Source organism: Kribbella sp. NBC_01510 (genome assembly GCF_045040325.1).
In the GTDB taxonomy this organism is placed as follows: domain Bacteria; phylum Actinomycetota; class Actinomycetes; order Propionibacteriales; family Kribbellaceae; genus Kribbella.
Map to the genome: position 1 here is coordinate 5,438,063 of NZ_CP109418.1, position 15,347 is coordinate 5,453,409.

At 68.5% G+C, this 15,347-nt stretch carries 12 protein-coding genes; 9 read left to right on the top strand and 3 right to left on the bottom strand.

Annotated elements, in window-relative coordinates; all coding sequences use genetic code 11:
• The first annotated feature begins 53 nt into the window (after positions 1-53).
• Positions 54-1,151: an NAD(P)/FAD-dependent oxidoreductase gene (locus OG558_RS27375; protein ID WP_405065575.1), complete on the top strand. Its 1,098-nt coding sequence runs from the start codon at positions 54-56 to the stop codon at positions 1,149-1,151.
• Positions 1,152-1,445: 294 nt separating this feature from the next.
• On the opposite strand, the gene OG558_RS27380 is transcribed toward OG558_RS27375, so the two are convergent.
• Positions 1,446-2,993: a helix-turn-helix domain-containing protein gene (locus OG558_RS27380; RefSeq protein ID WP_405065576.1), complete on the bottom strand. Its 1,548-nt coding sequence runs from the start codon at positions 2,991-2,993 to the stop codon at positions 1,446-1,448.
• 90 nt (positions 2,994-3,083) lie between these two features.
• Between OG558_RS27380 and OG558_RS27385 the strand changes: the two genes are divergently transcribed.
• The 3 genes from OG558_RS27385 (at position 3,084) to OG558_RS27395 (ending at position 6,062) form a co-directional block, all read left to right on the top strand.
• Positions 3,084-4,349, top strand: a complete 1,266-nt coding sequence (locus tag OG558_RS27385) for an NAD(P)/FAD-dependent oxidoreductase (RefSeq protein WP_405065577.1) — start codon at positions 3,084-3,086, stop codon at positions 4,347-4,349.
• Positions 4,350-4,618: 269 nt separating this feature from the next.
• Complete coding sequence (locus OG558_RS27390; protein ID WP_405065578.1) at positions 4,619-5,020, top strand: VOC family protein; 402 nt, start codon at positions 4,619-4,621, stop codon at positions 5,018-5,020.
• Between the two features lie 307 nt (positions 5,021-5,327).
• Positions 5,328-6,062, top strand: a complete 735-nt coding sequence (locus tag OG558_RS27395) for a hypothetical protein (RefSeq protein ID WP_405065579.1) — start codon at positions 5,328-5,330, stop codon at positions 6,060-6,062.
• A gap of 10 nt (positions 6,063-6,072) precedes the next feature.
• On the opposite strand, the gene trxA is transcribed toward OG558_RS27395, so the two are convergent.
• Both trxA and OG558_RS27405 read right to left on the bottom strand, forming a co-directional pair.
• Positions 6,073-6,462, bottom strand: coding sequence for a thioredoxin (gene trxA / locus OG558_RS27400; protein ID WP_405065580.1), 390 nt, complete (start codon positions 6,460-6,462; stop codon positions 6,073-6,075).
• Between the two features lie 148 nt (positions 6,463-6,610).
• A complete protein-coding gene (locus OG558_RS27405) occupies positions 6,611-7,486 on the bottom strand; it encodes an aldo/keto reductase (protein ID WP_405065581.1) in 876 nt (291 codons plus the stop codon).
• Between the two features lie 790 nt (positions 7,487-8,276).
• On the opposite strand from OG558_RS27405, the gene OG558_RS27410 reads away from it, so the two are divergent.
• Genes OG558_RS27410 through OG558_RS27430 form a run of 5 tightly spaced genes read left to right on the top strand, consistent with a single transcriptional unit; the run spans position 8,277 to position 15,256 of the window.
• A complete protein-coding gene (locus tag OG558_RS27410; protein WP_405065582.1) occupies positions 8,277-9,191 on the top strand; it encodes a conjugal transfer protein in 915 nt (304 codons plus the stop codon).
• A 49-nt stretch (positions 9,192-9,240) separates the two neighbouring features.
• Entirely contained in the window at positions 9,241-9,528 is a 288-nt protein-coding gene (locus OG558_RS27415; RefSeq protein WP_329475477.1) for a hypothetical protein, read from the top strand.
• A complete protein-coding gene (locus tag OG558_RS27420) occupies positions 9,529-10,092 on the top strand; it encodes a hypothetical protein (RefSeq protein ID WP_328522146.1) in 564 nt (187 codons plus the stop codon).
• A complete protein-coding gene (locus OG558_RS27425) occupies positions 10,089-13,262 on the top strand; it encodes an ATP-binding protein (RefSeq protein WP_405065583.1) in 3,174 nt (1,057 codons plus the stop codon). The genes OG558_RS27420 and OG558_RS27425 overlap by 4 nt, the downstream gene beginning before the upstream one ends.
• A complete protein-coding gene (locus tag OG558_RS27430; RefSeq protein WP_405065584.1) occupies positions 13,259-15,256 on the top strand; it encodes a hypothetical protein in 1,998 nt (665 codons plus the stop codon). The genes OG558_RS27425 and OG558_RS27430 overlap by 4 nt, the downstream gene beginning before the upstream one ends.
• Positions 15,257-15,347 lie beyond the last annotated feature (91 nt).

The window sequence follows — 15,347 nt, forward strand, 5'->3', positions numbered from 1 at the left end:
GCTCCCGGCCCACCCACATGACGCACCCCGGCACCGGCTGGGCTCGACCCGATGTGGATCTCCTGGTTGCGGGCGCCGGCCCCGCCGGTGCGGCCACGGCGATCCGCGCGGCCCTGGCCGGCTTGTCGGTCGTGGTCGTCGAGCCCCGCTCGGCTCCTATCGACAAGGCCTGCGGTGAGGGGATCGCCCACAGTGCCGCCGACTACCTCACGCGTCTCGGTGTGGAGCTGACCGGACGACCGTTTCACGGCATCCGCTACCTCGACGCTGTGCACCAGGTGGACGCTCGGTTTCGGGCCGGCCCAGGCCTGGGCGTCCGCCGTACGACCCTGCACCAGGCTCTGACTGATCGGCTGGCCGAGCTCGGAGTGCCGGTACTTCGGACCCGGGTAGGACCGATCATCCAGAACAGCACCTCGGTGACCGCCGCCGGTCACACAGCCCGCTACCTCGCGGCCGCGGACGGCCTGCACTCACCCATCCGCCGTCAACTCGGCCTCGCCCGCCATCCGGCCGCTGCCGACGGTCTGCACACATCCATCCGGCGTCAGCTGGGCCTCGCCCGGCCGGACCGCTCCACCCGCCTCTCCTCGCCCGCCTCCGAGGTCCGCCGCGGGCTGCGGCAGCACTTCTTCGTCTCACCCTGGACAGACCTCGTAGAGGTCTACTGGTCGCAGCTGGGGGAGGCGTACGTGACACCGGTCGCGGAGGACCTCGTCGGGGTTGCGATCCTCACCTCGGCGCGCGGCAGCTTCGAGTCGCACCTCGACGCGTTCCCGGCGCTCAAGCGTCGCCTGCACGACGCTCGCCCCGCCGGTGCCGTCATGGGTGCCGGCCCGCTGCGCCAACGAGTCCGCGGACGCGTGGCCGGCCGGGTCCTGCTGGTCGGGGACGCCGCCGGGTACGTCGACGCGCTGACCGGCGAAGGGATCGCGGTGGCGCTCCGGACGTCGGCGGAGCTGGTGGAGTGCGTCCGGAAGGATCGCCCGGAGGACTACGAGGCCGCCTGGCGGCGCGTCTCCTGGGAGTGCCGGTTCCTCACCGGTTCGTTGCTCTGGGCCCGCAACCGGCCGTTGCTCGCTCCCCGTATCGTCCCCGCCGCCGCGCTGCTGCCCGGCGTCTACGCGACGATCGTGAACCGGTTGTCCTGAGCAATTAATCGGGGCCCGGCGATCGCTCAGACAATCGCCGGGCCCACGAGAGGCCCGAGCTTCCTGGTGAAAAGCTCGGACCGGCCGTTCCAGCCTCCTGGTGAAAGGCTGGACCGGTGCCCCAGCTTCCTGGTGAAAAGCTGGGACAGTCCTTGGGGGTGGTGCTCGGTGTTTCTGAGGAAGACTTAATCAGCCCGATGTTGCTCAACCGTTGCCGGAATGTGAAGCCTTGTTACACAGGGATGTGGCGAAGATCTCAGCGCTGGTGGGAACTCGTGAGAAGCGCTCCGGGACTCAGTGTTCGGTGCGCACTGCCGCGATCTGCAACTGCAACGCCAGGCGTTCTCGCGGGTCCGCCAGATCGAGTTCGGCGATCTCGCCGATCCGCTTCATCCGGTGCCGCAAGGTGTTCGTGTGCAGGTGCAGCTCCCGCGCGGCCCGCTGCGGCTGACCCGGATAGTTGAGCCACGCCTGCAACGTTTCCACGAAGCTGGTGTCGTGCTCGATGTCGTAGCGCAGCAGCGTCGCGAGCGGACCGTCCAGCTTCGTCGTGTCGAGCGAAGTGACCGCTCGGTGAACAGTCAGCACGTGCCACGCCTCTTCCACCCGCAACACCGGTCCGGGCGCGACACCCCGTCGTACCAGGCCCAGCAGCTCGATCGCCTCGGCCCGTGAGCTCGGAAGGTCGGCCGGTCCGCGGGCCGGACCACCTGCGGCGGCGATCGTGCCCGGTGTGGTCTTGGCCTGTTCCACGACGAGCTTGCGCAACCAGTTCCACGACCCAGGGCCGTCGTTGTCCGTGACGACGGCCAGCACGGTCCCGTCGAGGTCCGCGAGCTGTGGCTCGCTCCACCCGTACCGACGACCGGTCGACTCCCACAGGTCGAGTTGCTGCGGTACGTCGTACCCCTCTGGCGACCCGAGTGCGACCACACGCCACGGCTGCGGTGGAAGCCGTACGTCCACCGGATTGTCCGGGGAGAACTGCCGGAGGATCGTCCGCAGCCGGTCGATGGCACTCCGCCGCGCCACGTCCGCCTGTGCGCGCAGTCGGAGCAGGTGCAGCGCGAGTACCGATGCGGCGTTGCTGAGCTCCGCAGTGACCTCATCACTCACCGGACCGTCCACCACAGCCCAGATGGACCCCAGCCACTCGCCACCAGCCCGCACCGGTACGACGAGACGCGGGCGGATGCCGTTCGGCCCGTCAGGCACCAGGAACGGCTCGCTCGACCGCGCGAGCCGGCGGAAGATGCCACGGGCCCGGAAATGTGCGATCACCTCGGCCGGGACGCGGCGGCCGACGATGGTGGAGACGCGGGTGGGGTCGGTGAAGTCTTGACCGGAGGAGTACGCCAACACGCGCGACTGGTTGTCCTCGATGGTGACTGGCGCGTCGACGATCGCTGCGGCGGCATCTGCCAGTGCGAAGAGCTCCTGGTGCACGCCGGCGTCACCGGCGGCGGGGGAGTCCGGTGCGGCGGCTCTGTCGATGACGCCGCGCAGCAGCCAGACCACGTGTGCCCAGGTGACGCTGGGCTGCAGTGCAACGAGGGTGAGCAGCTCTCGCTCGGCAGTTGCGACCACGGTCGGCTCGTGGGCGAGCGCCGTACGCAGAACCACGCCTGAGGCGCCGCCGGCCGCACAGCGCTCCACCAGCTCGACGGCGTCCTCGGCGTCGCGCAGGCCGAGTCCCAGGACCAGATCGCCGGGCTGACCGGTCGCGGGCTCCTGGGGGTCGGCCAGGAAGACGTCGCGGACCTCTCCGTCGCCCTTCCCCGTCACCACCACCTCGAACAGGGCTGGGCCAACGGCGACGACCAGGTCAGGCGCGGTGATCATGAGGTTATTGTGCGCTGAGCACAGTCATTTGTCCCATTAGTGGTGTGATCGCACCATGACAGGTGCGCCTTGTGGCCGCACCATCGATACATGGTCGCTGCTGGTTCCACTCACATCGTTCCCGATCGCGTCGCCGTCGTCGGCGCGGGCATGGTCGGACTCGCCACCGCCTGGTTCCTCCAGGAGGCCGGCGTCGAGGTCACCGTGCTCGACCGCGAAGGCGTCGCCGCGGGCGCGTCCTGGGGCAACGCCGGCTGGCTCACGCCGGGCCTGGCCACCCCGCTGCCGGAACCGGCCGTCCTCAAGTACGGCGTGCGCGCGGTGCTGAGCCCGTCCTCTCCGGTGTACGTTCCGCCGACGGCGAGCCCGCGGCTGCTCAAATTCCTCACCCGCTTCGCTCGCAACAGCACCGCCGGACGCTGGAAGACCGCGATGGAGTCGCTGGTCCCGATCAACCGGCAGGCCCTGAGCGCGTTCGACCTGCTGGCCAAGGCCGGCGTCGAGGCGGAGACATACGAGGCCAAGTCGTTCCTGGCCGCGTACCGGACCGAGGCCGAGCGGAGCGTGCTGCTCGAGGAGATCGAGCACATCCACGCCGCCGGCCAGGGCATCGAGTTCGAGGCGATCACCGGTGACGACGCCCGTGAGATCGAGCCGTCGCTGTCGGACGAGATCGGGGCCGCGATCCGGCTGCACGGGCAGCGGTTCATCAACCCGGGCGAGTACGTCCAGCTGCTGGCCGACTCGGTGGTCGCTCGCGGTGGGCAGATCATCAGCGGGGTCGACGTGGTGGACATCGTGGACGAGATCCGCGGCGTCCGGCTGATCACCGGCGACGGCGAGACCGACCCGTTCGACGCCGTGGTGATGGCGACCGGCGCGTGGCTGAACGATCTGGCTCGGGACTTCGGCGTACGCACGGTTGTCCAGGCCGGTCGTGGTTACAGCTTCAGCGTGCCGATCGCGCACGTGCCGGCCGGACCGGTGTACTTCCCGGCGCAGCGGATCGCCTGCACGCCGCTGGGCGACCGGCTCCGGGTCGCCGGCATGATGGAGTTCCGCAAGCCTGAGGCCAAGCTCGACCCGCGCCGGATCGACGCGATCGTCGAAGCCGCCCGGCCGCTGCTGCGCGACGCCGACCTGGACGCCCGGACCTTCGAATGGGTCGGGCCGCGGCCGTGCACCCCGGACGGCCTGCCGCTGATCGGTGCGACCGCGTCACCGCGCGTCTTCGCCGCCGGCGGGCACGGTATGTGGGGCATCACGCTCGGCCCGGTCACCGGTCAGCTGCTGGCCGAGACCATCACCACCGGCCGGACCCCGGAGGAGCTCCGGCCCTTCAACCCCCTGCGGTAAGGGGTTGTGACTGCCCCGAGGTCGCGCGCCACAGCCACGCGATCCTCGCGGCGCCACCCCTCCCTCGGCTGACCGATGCCTCGGGCGCCAGGTGACCCTTCCGGACGGTCCAACCACCACCCCCGTTCGCCAGCCTTACCGCCGGTCACCTCGGCGCTTCCGGTCGGCCCGAGCGGGCCCTGGCTCAGATCCCCTGCCCAGGGCCCGGTCGCCGTTTCTGTCGGCGGTCCGTGGCATGGTGTCCTCCCTGACGACGAGGGAGGCCTTTCATGGTGCTGCGGTGGTACACGGTCGTGATCGACTGCAACGACGTCCGGAAGCAGGCCGCCTGGTGGGCGGAGGCGTTCGGCTGGCAGACGATCATCGAGACCGACGACGAGTGCGTGAACGTCCCCGGTTGGGTGACTCCGGAGTCCATCCGCGACCTCCCGTGGGAGCGGATCGGGCCGGGGATGGTGTTCGTCCCGGTGCCGGAGGGCAAGACGGTGAAGAACCGCCTGCACCTCGACTTCGCGCCGCACACCAGCCAGGACCGCGACGCCGAGATCGCCCGCCTCGAAGCCCTCGGCGCCCGCCGCGTGGATGTCGGCCAGCCGGACGGGCCGAGCTGGGCCGTCCTCGCCGACCCCGAAGGCAACGAGTTCTGCGTCCTCAGCTCCCGCGACTCCTGAGGCCGTCTCGTCCGCGCCGGATGGTTGCCGAACGGCCGTCCACGGAGCACCATCGGCAACACGCCGACGAGGTGAGAGGCAACCGCTGATGCCCGACCCGAACGAACGTCCCGCAGGGCCGGAGCGCGGCTCGACGACCGGACCGAGCGGCTCCTGGCCGCTCACCCAGGAGCCGATGCCGCCCGGCATCGACCTTCCGACGACCGAGCTGCACCAGGGCGGCGGGCCGCAACCGCCGGCTCCGGGCTCCCCGAGACCGGGTGCAGCCCCTTCGCGGCGGCCTGCGAATCCCTCGCAGTCCCGGCGCGTGCGACAACCCTGGGCGGAGTCGGCGGGCAAGCGCCTGGACATCATCGCCCGCATCGCCTGCCTGTCAGCCGGTCTCGCCTTGCTGGTCGCGGCGATCGTCGCCCTCTTCGTCAACTCCGACGACGCGGCGCTGATCCCGGTACTCGCCGCTGGATTCCTGCTCGTACTGACGCCCGCGGTCGTGGATCGCCTTCGCTCGCGGAGGGCCGGATACTTCGAGATCCATCTCATCGGCCAGATCGCGGCGAACGCGCGCAAGAGCGCTGACGCGCTGCGGCGACTCGGGATGGACCGCGAGCTCGACGCCTACGCCACGATCTACAACGAGCTCCGTGGGCCTGAGCTGGTTGTCGTGCGCGGCGAAGTGCTCGACCGGATCGTTCAGCGCGTCGCGAACGCGTCCGTGATCGAGAAGTTCGACAAGGACGAGGTCAAGGAGCTTTTCCTGCACGGTTCGCCGATCGTCCGAGTGCTCGCGCTGGGCCTGATAGAAGGCGATCTCTCGCTGATCGACAGCTCGGTCCTGCTGGACGCGATCGACCGATCGCTCACCGGCAACGAGCAGTATCACGCGCTGAAACTCGTCCGGAACGGCTGGGGATGGCTGTCACCCGACGAGCGTGGCCGGCTGCTGTCGGTCATCGAGGCCGATCCGCAGATCCAGCGGGGGCCGAGCAGAAGTGCCCTGGCACAACAAATCCGGGAGCTCGCTCAGAACTCCCGGATTCGTTGAACTGTTTGAATCAGTGCGTGTGCGGCTCGGCGCCGTGCTCCGCCTCGTGCGCGGCGATCTGCGCCCGGACATCCTCCATGTCGACCGCGCGCAGCTGGCCGATCAGGTCCTCCAGGTTCGCCGCCGGCAGCGCGCCGGGCTGGGAGTACAGGACCACGCCGTCACGGACCGCCATCAGGGTCGGAATGGACCTGATGTCGAACGCCTGTGCCAGCTCGACCTGAGCCTCCGTGTCCACCTTGCCGAACGTGATGTCCGTGTGCTGCTCGGACGACTTCTCGAACACGGGTCCGAACATCTTGCACGGGCCACACCACTCTGCCCAGAAATCCACCAGGATCAGGCCGTCGCTACCGACCACCTCGTTGAAATTCTCCTGGGTCAGCTCGACCGTTGCCACTACAACCTCCGAAAGTAGACGAGTACAGCGCTTTCAACACCGGACCGTCCCCGAGTGTTCCCGGGAGTACAGCGGTCACACCGCACCACGTCCTACGCCTAGGAGATGACCGGAATGCGGATCGGAGGCTGTGACCTGGGCCACGCTGTCAGATCGGAATGTCCACGAAGGGTGATGCGTAGTCGTGCACCTCCTCGAGGATCGCGGCGGCGGCCTCCGGCGTGAGGTCGGCTCGCTCGCGCTCTGCGACAACCATCTGCTGGAGCAGCCGGGTCTCGCCGGCCGTCGCCAGGCCGGTGATCTCCGGGTGACCGTTCAGCAGCCAGGCGGTCGCGGCGGTGATGTAGCGCTGCTCGTCGAACGGCCGGTACCAGGTGTCGTACGCCTTCTCTTCGCCCTCGTGCCAGTTGCGCCGGGCAATCATCTTGATCGTCATCAGCGCGGCGTCGGAAGCCTTGACCGCTTCCACCAGGGCGGCGTAGTCGGCGGCATACTGCGGATCGGTCGAGAGGCGATAGTTCAGCGGCGTCAGGACGCTGTCGAAGTCGAACCGGCGCAGGCCCTCGGTGTGCACCGACGGCGCCTGTGCGGTGTGCCCGGTGATGCCGATCGCCCGGACCAAACCTTCTTCTTTGGCGCGGATCGCAGCCTCCAGCGAACCGCCCTTGCCGGTGACGAGATCCAGGTTCTCCAGGTCGCAGACCGCGTGCATCTGGATCAGGTCGACGTGGTCGGTCTGCAACCGCTCCAGTGATCGGTTGATCTCGCTCCAGGCCTCCTCGAAGGTCCGGCGGCCGGTCTTGGTGGCGAGGAAGATGCGATCGCGGATTTCCGGCATCCGCGGGCCGAGCCGGAGCTCGGCGTCGCCGTAGTCCGCGGCCACGTCGAAGTGGTTGATGCCGGCATCCAGGGCCTCCTGGATCGAGGCGTCGGCCCGATCCTGGTCGACACCGCCCAATGACGCGGCACCGTAGATGAGCACTGAGCTCTCGTGCCCGAGTCTGCCCAGTCGGCGAGTTTCCATCCTGGTCCTCCAGGGGTAGCAGGGGTTACCCCGACCTTATGCCCCAGCGGGGCACTGGCAAGCGGTTGTCCACAGGGATCTTGACCCCTTGCCACGGGAGAGTTTTCCGCGGGCAGCCGTAGGGTACCGGTTACTATGTGTGAGCATTTGACGCGTTCTTTACCATATTGTTCGCACGAATCTTCGAACCTTGCCGGCCGCGTGTGGCAGGGTGGCGCTGCCCGATCGACCGGAACGGGCATGAGAGAGGAGCTATGAGGACGGTACCGAAGGTGGCACTCTTGCCCGATGAGGGTGAGACTGCCTGCGAGTGGGGTGACGGTGTGGCTGCGGGGGGCGATGGAGCATCCGGATCCTGGTCTCAGGTCTCCCAGTGGACAGTTGCTTGCCGTATCCTCTCGGCTACTGTCCGCGTAACTGCTGTCTGAGGGGCAGGTAGGCGATGAGTTGGTGGCGAACGCTGCTGAATCTGCCGCCAAAAGGCGAGCATTGGTCGGAACAGCGGCGTACGAAGAAGCCGGGCAAGAAGCGCCCGCAGAGCACCGCACCGGAGTGGTGGGCCCACCCCGATGGTCCGGTGTCGCCCACCCCTCGCCAGGCGCAGGGCGTAGCGGCGCAATACTCGGCACCACAGACCCCGCCGCCGGCCGGTGGCGTGATGGCGCCGCCCCGCCGTCCAGCCGCCCGTCAGCCGGAGCCGTCCGGTGCCCGTCCGCCGGATCAGTCCGCTGGACATCGTCCACCCGAACGTTTGAAACAGCGATCGCCGCATGGTGCTCGCTCGGCTCCGGTGCCGGCCCGGGATGTGGTCGAGCCAGGGCAGGCACCCTGGTCGACCGAGTCGGAGTCGTCGTTCTCGACGTGGGCGAGGCGGTTTTTCCGCGGCCTGGTGGTCGTTGTACTGCTGCTGGCTGCGATCAGCGGCGTTCGCTCCTGGATCAGCCCGAACCGGACACCGGAGACGGTTGTCAGCGGGCAGAGCAGCTTCCCGTCCGACGAGGCTCGGGCCGTCGCGACCCGGTACGCCGTTTCGTACCTCACCTGGGACGAGGACAATGCGGACGCCCGGCCCAACCAGATCGGTCTCGACCTGGCCGCCGGCCTGGACACCCGCGCGGGGTGGAACGGTCGCGGCAAGCAGACCGCCGACATCGCGTACCCGGGTGAGGTCAAGCCCGACGCCAACGGAGTCACCGCGGCGGTCGACGTACGCGTCAAGATTCATTCGTTTGTCAAGCAGGGCAAGAACTGGGCGGCCGGCCCGGTCACCTGGGAGCGACTGTCCGTCCCGGTCGCCCGGACCGATTCACGGGTGGTGGCCAGCGGGCCGCCGACGTTCGTACCGGACGTGCGGGCAGCGTTGCCCGACAACATGCCGGAGGCCGGCGCACCGGACGACGATCTGACCGGCGCGACGCGGAAGGATGCGGAAGCGTTCTTCAGTGCGTACGCCGAGTCCGACAACAAGGTGTCGGCGGTGACCTCACCGGGTTCGACCATCCGCAGCCTGAACGGTGCGGTGAAGTTCGGCGAACTCAAGGACTGGCAAGTCTTCACCGGCAACGACGACGAGCGGCAGGCGACCGCCGCCGTCACTTGGGACGGGGCGGGTGACACCACCCTCGACCAGACCTACACGCTCACGCTGAGGCGTACTGTCGCCACGGACGGAGCGCAACGATGGCAAGTGGCCGCCGTCGGATGACACCAGCGACCAGCCGTCGGATGACCGAGGCAACAAGGGAGACACCGCAATGATCACGCACGAACTGGCAGCGAGCGTTGTTCAGCTCGCCGTGCCCCTGGCCAACAGCAACGTCCCGACGGGCGCGGATTTCAAGGACTGGGTCCTGGTCATCGCGGGGAACATCTTCATCGCCATCCTCGTGCTGCGCGCGATCGGGCACTACTTCAAACGGGAGTGGGGTGAGCTGTTCGGCCATATCGCGGCCGGTGTGCTGGTCGGGGGGCTGATCTACGCCAATAACCAGACCATCAATGTGCTCAAGGGCTTTTGGGGATTGGTCTCCGGAGGTAATTGAATGCGAGTCGGTCGTACCCTGACCCACCACTTCGAAATCGAGACCCGGCAGTACGACCTGCTCGGTATCGACCTGGGTGAAGGCGCCCGGCGCCGGATGATCATCTTCGGTGCGGTGATCATCCTGCTCTGGATCGCGTTGCTGTTCCCCTTCATCGGGGTGCCGCAAAAGGGCACCGTCAGTCTGTACGTCGTGCCGCCGTTCGTGATCACCGCGTTCGGCTGGCGGGCCGGCAAGTTCCACGAACGCCGCCGCCGCGTGACCGAGTGGGCGCTGGCCGTCCGCTATGCGTTGCGCGCCCACCGCCCGATCATCGGTCTCGGCGCCCGGGCCGCCGACAAGACGGAGTACCTGCCATGGCGTGAGCGCATCGCGACGCAGAAGGTGGCGAACCTGGCGAAGGCCAGGGTCACCCCGGAGTGGGAACGCGAGGTCGTGGTCGAACTGGATCCGATGGTCCGCGCCGGCGCGGACATCACGGTGAACCAGCGTGCCCGCCTGCTCGGGGCGGACCATGTGCAACGGGTGAGTCGCAGGACGTCGTCTGGGAAGAGGGACAGATGAAGATCGCTGACAAGCTCCTGAACCTGGTGGGGGTCGGCCGCGAGCGCGGCCTGCCGCCACCTCGTCTCGTCGCCATCGCCGACGGTCTGCTGGTGACCGAGCGCAGCGCGGAGGCGTGGTTTCTGATCTCGGTGGCGAACACCGACCTGGCCACCGAGGCCGAGCAGGACGCCGCCCTCGACGCGGCCGTGAGCGCCGCCGCGACCATCCTCGGCGACCGCCTCAGCCACCTGAAGGTGGTCTGGGGCCGCTCGACCGGCCAGGACTACATCGACTCCGTGGCCGGCCACTACCGGCTCGGCGACCATGAGGACTGGGCCCAGACGCGGGCCGACCGGATCGACGAGATGCGGATGCCGGAGCGGTACGTCGCCCTCGGCGTACACCTCAGTGACCGCGACCCCCGCGCCACCGCCCAGGTGCGGGGTTCGATCAGCGACGCTCTCGGTACGACGTCCTGGCGCGTCAGCGCCCGTGAGCTCGCCCACCTGGACGAGCGGGTCCGCAAGCTCGGCCGGCAGCTCGGCTCGACCGTCTGGCGGGCGCACACCGCGCCGGCCGAGGTGATCTCCTGGCTGATCAGCCGCGAGATGCACCGTGGTGCGGTCGCCGCGCCGCGTCGCGGCCTGATCACCGGCGCCTCGCTGGCCCGGCTCACCTCCGGCCGCGTCGTGCCGTACACCGATCACCTGCGCATCTACGACGCGCGCGGCCAGATCGCGGCGTACACGACCGTTCTCGCGATGACCGACTTCCCCGAGGAGCTCGAGACTCCGGGCGCGGGGGAGTGGCTGCGCACGCTGTCGGAGATCAAGGCGATCGACGACGACGGCGACGAGATCGACGTGACCGTCGAGGCGTCCGTCCGGTTCCGGGTGCTGACCAAGAAGACCGCGCGGAGCCTGGTCGACGAGACCCGCAAGAGCGCCAAGGAACAACGGAGGTCCGCAGCCAAGGGCACCGCGGAGGAGACCGCCGACGAGATCGTCGAGACCGAGCGTGTGATGCGCGAGGTCAAGCGCGACATCAACCGCAGCGGTTTGACCCTGGTCGAGGACCACCCGCGCCTGCTGGTCAGCGCGGACAGCCGCGAGGACCTCGAGGCGTACGTCGACGCCGTCATCGCGCACTACGCCGACCGCGGCATCACCGTGGCCGCCGGCGCGGACGAGCAGCGTGACCTGTGGCTGGAGTCCTTGCCGGGTGACCAGTTGCGTGTGCCCGACCTCGGCCACGTCCGGGAGTCGACCGCGTTCTTCGGGTCCTGGTTCTGGGGCGGCGCGTCGATCGGTGACGCGACCGGGCCAGCCATCGGCTACCTGACCGGGTCCACGCCCGGTCTGGTGCGTTTCGACGCGGCCGCCGGATCCGCGCTGGGTGACGCGACGACGACGCTCTTCCTGGGCCGATCCGGTCGAGGGAAGACGACAGCCGCGATGCTCGGTGGTCTCGACTCCGCTTTCGCCGGTGCGTGGGTGCCGCTGCTCGACCTGAAGGGTGACGCGGCCGGTGTGTCCGCGGTCGCTGCGGAGTACGGCGTACCCACTGCTCTCATTGAGATCACGGCCCAGTTCTCCGGCGCTGCTGACCTGCTGCGCGTGTTGCCTGTTGACGACGCGTTGCTGCAGGCTCCGTCACAGCTGATGCTGCTGCTTCCTCCGCACCTGCGTGGCGCGGCCGAAGCGCCGGTCATGGCCGCCACGCGAGCCGAGATCCAGTCGCCCGATCCGTCGTCGTGGGGCGTGATCCAGCGGCTGTGCGCCGCCGACTCGGAGACCACCCGGACTGTCGGTTTCGCGCTCCGCGACCTGGTCGAGACCGGCCTCGGTTCGGTCGTCGCCGGTCCGCCGTCCGGTCTGTCCTCCCTGACCACGAACCCAGGTCTCTGGGTCGTCCAGATGCCAGGCCTCACGCTGCCTTCACCCGAGTCGGCGCCGGAGTCCTGGTCCCCGATCGAACGCGTCGGCATGGCCTGCCTGCGCGGCTGCCTCGCCTGGATGGTCCGTACGACGGGCCGCCGCGAGTTCCGCGGTCGCTCGAAGGTCGTCATCGTCCCCGAGGTGCACTTGCTGACGAAGACGCCGGACGGCGCGTCCTTCCTCGACTACATCGCCCGTGTCGGCCGCGCGCTCGGCGCCTCCCTGGTCCTGGACACCCAGGACCCGGCGTCGATCCTGAAGCTTCCTGGCCTGGTGGAGCAGATCACTACCCTGTTCGCTTTCAGCCTGCGTTCCCGCGAGCAGGTGGACTCGCTGCTCGAGCTACTGGGTCGGCCGCAGACCGCGCCGTACCAGACCCTGGTCCGAGGCATCAACACCGCCGCCAACGGCAAGAGCATCCGCCACGGCCACTGCATCATGCGCGACCGCTGGGATGAAGTCGCCACCGTCCAGATCGATATCCCCAGCCAGCGCGTAGCAGCCCTCCTCCGCACCACCCCCGAATCCGAACACGCCAACCAGCCCACCCAGCCCATCGCGGCCCCCCAGGACCCCGTCGACCCCTTCGCCGACGACCTGGACGAAACCCTGGCCCCTGCCGCCACCGCCCAAGCCAACGGCCACACCCAGGCCCCCAAGCTCCCGGCCGACACACCGGCGACGCCGCCCACCACCCCGGCCCCGGCAACCCTGAACCACTCGTCGGCCCCCACACCCCCACCCCAAGCCCGGCCCTACGCTCCGGCCGCCCAGCCCCAAACACCGGCGGCAGCCACCCCTCCGACGCCGGCCCCAGCCAACGCCCCCGTCCCGGCGAACCCCCCGATGGCGCCGGCCGAGCCCCACCCAGCCTCAGCCGAACCAGCCGCCGCAACACCCGTGGCCCAGCAAAACGGCCACCCCGCCACATCCAACGGCCACGACCACGCCGCCACATCCAACGGCCACGATCACCCCGGCACCCCCAACGGCCACGATCACCCCGGCACCCCCAACGGCCACGACCACCCCGCCACATCGAACGGCCACAACAACTCCGCCACACCCAACGGCTACGACCACCAGCGCGCCCACCCCGCCCGTTACGAATCCCCCATCGGCCCCGACGAGGTCTACGACCAAGAAGCCGACGAAGCCGCCTACAACGAGGCGATGTACCCCGCCTACAACGACCCCACCTCAACCGACGAAGCCCGCCCAAGCTCCGGAGACAAGGAGCACGTCGCATGAGATGGCAGCGCCGCACGAGAACGGCGCTGACCGTCCTTGCAATCTCATTCATCGTCACCAGCCAGGTAGCCCTGGCCGCCGACCCCAACCAAGGCCCGACGAACCCCACCGGATTCGCCGACCTACTCCCGACCCCCGACCTGACCCATGGCGACACCCGCACCCTCTTCGAGCAGTACAGCCCGATGGCTTATGGGCTGGATTTCGACACCGGCATATCCGACACCTTCAACATGATCTTCAACGGATATGCGTACCTCGTGATGATGTACATCGTCGCCATCACTCGAGCGGCGATTTCTGTCGGATGGTGGCTCTTCTCGTTCACCGATGTGAAGCCGTTGACGGACGCCACATCTGCGACGATCGGCGCGACTGGGAGTCAATTGGTTGGCTGGCTGCTACCTTCGGCGCTCGCGTTCGGCGCCGTAGTTGCGTACACCCAGCGGCGTGCGACCGGAAGTGCCCTAGGGCAGCTGGTATGGGTCCTGGTCGCTGGTGTGCTCAGCATCAGTTTCGCGCTTGCGCCAGCCACTTGGTTGCGCGGGGTCGATGGCGCCCGGCAGTTAGGTGCGAGTGCCGTCATGTCCGCCTCGTCCGACGCCTTGGGGCCGACCATGCAGAGCCCCATCCCATGGCCGGAGCCTGGATTCACGGGTACGCCGAGGGACACATTGCTCCGGAAGTCAGCGGACGCGAGTTGGCGAGGATTCGCGGTTACCCCGTGGTGCATCGCGGAATTTGGGTCGATCGCAGCCTGCGAGCGATATGGAAAGGGCATGCTCGACGTCGGCGTCAATGCGAAGGACCGAGCGGACTACGTGAACAAGGTCGTCGTGCCCGCTGAAGGTGGTGAGGATTCTCCGACGGCGAAGTGGGTCAAGGGTGACAATCCCTTCGGACGGACCGCCGTGGTCATGCTCGCGGCGATCGCAGCCACATTGTTCGGATTCCTGAACATCGGATTGGCATTCACGGCGCTGATGGCTTTTATCGGTGCGCTCCTGCTACTTGTTGTTGGTGTGTTCTTCGCCTGCCTGTGGATCATTCCTGGGCGCCCACGTCAGTGGGGACTGAACTGGTTCGAAGCTCTGATTGGTCTGGTGCTCCAGTCATTCTTGGCGATGCTGGTCTTTGGCACGGCTCTGACCCTTGTCACCGCCGTTTTCACCTTGACCGGGTCGCTCGGTTGGCTGCCTGTGACCGGTTTGGCCATCGTTGTGCTGATCGTCGGCTTCCGGCTCCGACGGTTGCTCGACAGCCTTACGACGATGATGCGGCCTGGTGCGGGCAGCATCATGCTGGGTGGGATGGCCCGTCGTGGCGCAATGGGTGCGGTCAAAAAGTTCATGGGCGCGTTGAGCAGCCGTGGTGCGGCGCCGGCGCCGACTGAGCGGAACCGAGATCGCACCAGGACGGCAGACTCGAGTCCGCAGCGGGTGTCGTCTGTGCGTGTGTACCGCCAGGCTCCCGTTGTCGGCTCTCTGGGCCGAGCGTCCACGGGGAGTTCGCCGTACGAGCTCACGACTGGTGCAGAACGGCGCCGCGCAGATGCGACCTCGACGCCCGGCGGCCCCGGACCGGGTGGTCAGCCCGCGGCTGGTGATGGCGGCAGAGTGGCCGCGAGCGCATCTCCGAGCCGGGGCACGTCCGCTTTGAATCTCGCCAGAGCGCGAATGCAGTCCAAGGGCGAGGGGAGTCGGACCATTTCGGTCACGGCTGCCGGGGTCGCGGCCGCAGGAGGACATGCTGCGGCGAAGGCCTCGCGCGGTGAGGCGTCGAAGGCTCGGCATCCTCGGCGGCCTATTCCGGCGCCGGCCAATGAGATCAGGTACGAGCCGAGGATTCACACGCATTCCGCGAGCCTGCGTGAAGGGCCGCCGAAGGGGCAGCGCAGCCGGCGTAAGGCGCCGACCTCACAACAGCGGAGGTTCCGTGAGTACTCCGCTGTCACGAAGGACGGCGTGACGGTGCACGTGCCGACGCGTCGGTGATATCGGATGGCCCGGAACCCACGATCTCCAGGAGACCGTCGCGAAGGCGCGAGTCGATCACGCCAGCGCCGCCCAGAACCTAGCCACTCGG

Coding starts and splice junctions, on each gene's coding strand:
- OG558_RS27380 (WP_405065576.1), bottom strand. CDS start 2,993: ATGATCACCGCGCCTGACCTGGTCGTCGCCGTTGGCCCAGCCCTGTTC.
- OG558_RS27385 (WP_405065577.1), top strand. CDS start 3,084: ATGGTCGCTGCTGGTTCCACTCACATCGTTCCCGATCGCGTCGCCGTC.
- OG558_RS27390 (WP_405065578.1), top strand. CDS start 4,619: ATGGTGCTGCGGTGGTACACGGTCGTGATCGACTGCAACGACGTCCGG.
- OG558_RS27405 (WP_405065581.1), bottom strand. CDS start 7,486: ATGGAAACTCGCCGACTGGGCAGACTCGGGCACGAGAGCTCAGTGCTC.
- OG558_RS27415 (WP_329475477.1), top strand. CDS start 9,241: ATGATCACGCACGAACTGGCAGCGAGCGTTGTTCAGCTCGCCGTGCCC.
- OG558_RS27420 (WP_328522146.1), top strand. CDS start 9,529: ATGCGAGTCGGTCGTACCCTGACCCACCACTTCGAAATCGAGACCCGG.
- OG558_RS27425 (WP_405065583.1), top strand. CDS start 10,089: ATGAAGATCGCTGACAAGCTCCTGAACCTGGTGGGGGTCGGCCGCGAG.
- OG558_RS27430 (WP_405065584.1), top strand. CDS start 13,259: ATGAGATGGCAGCGCCGCACGAGAACGGCGCTGACCGTCCTTGCAATC.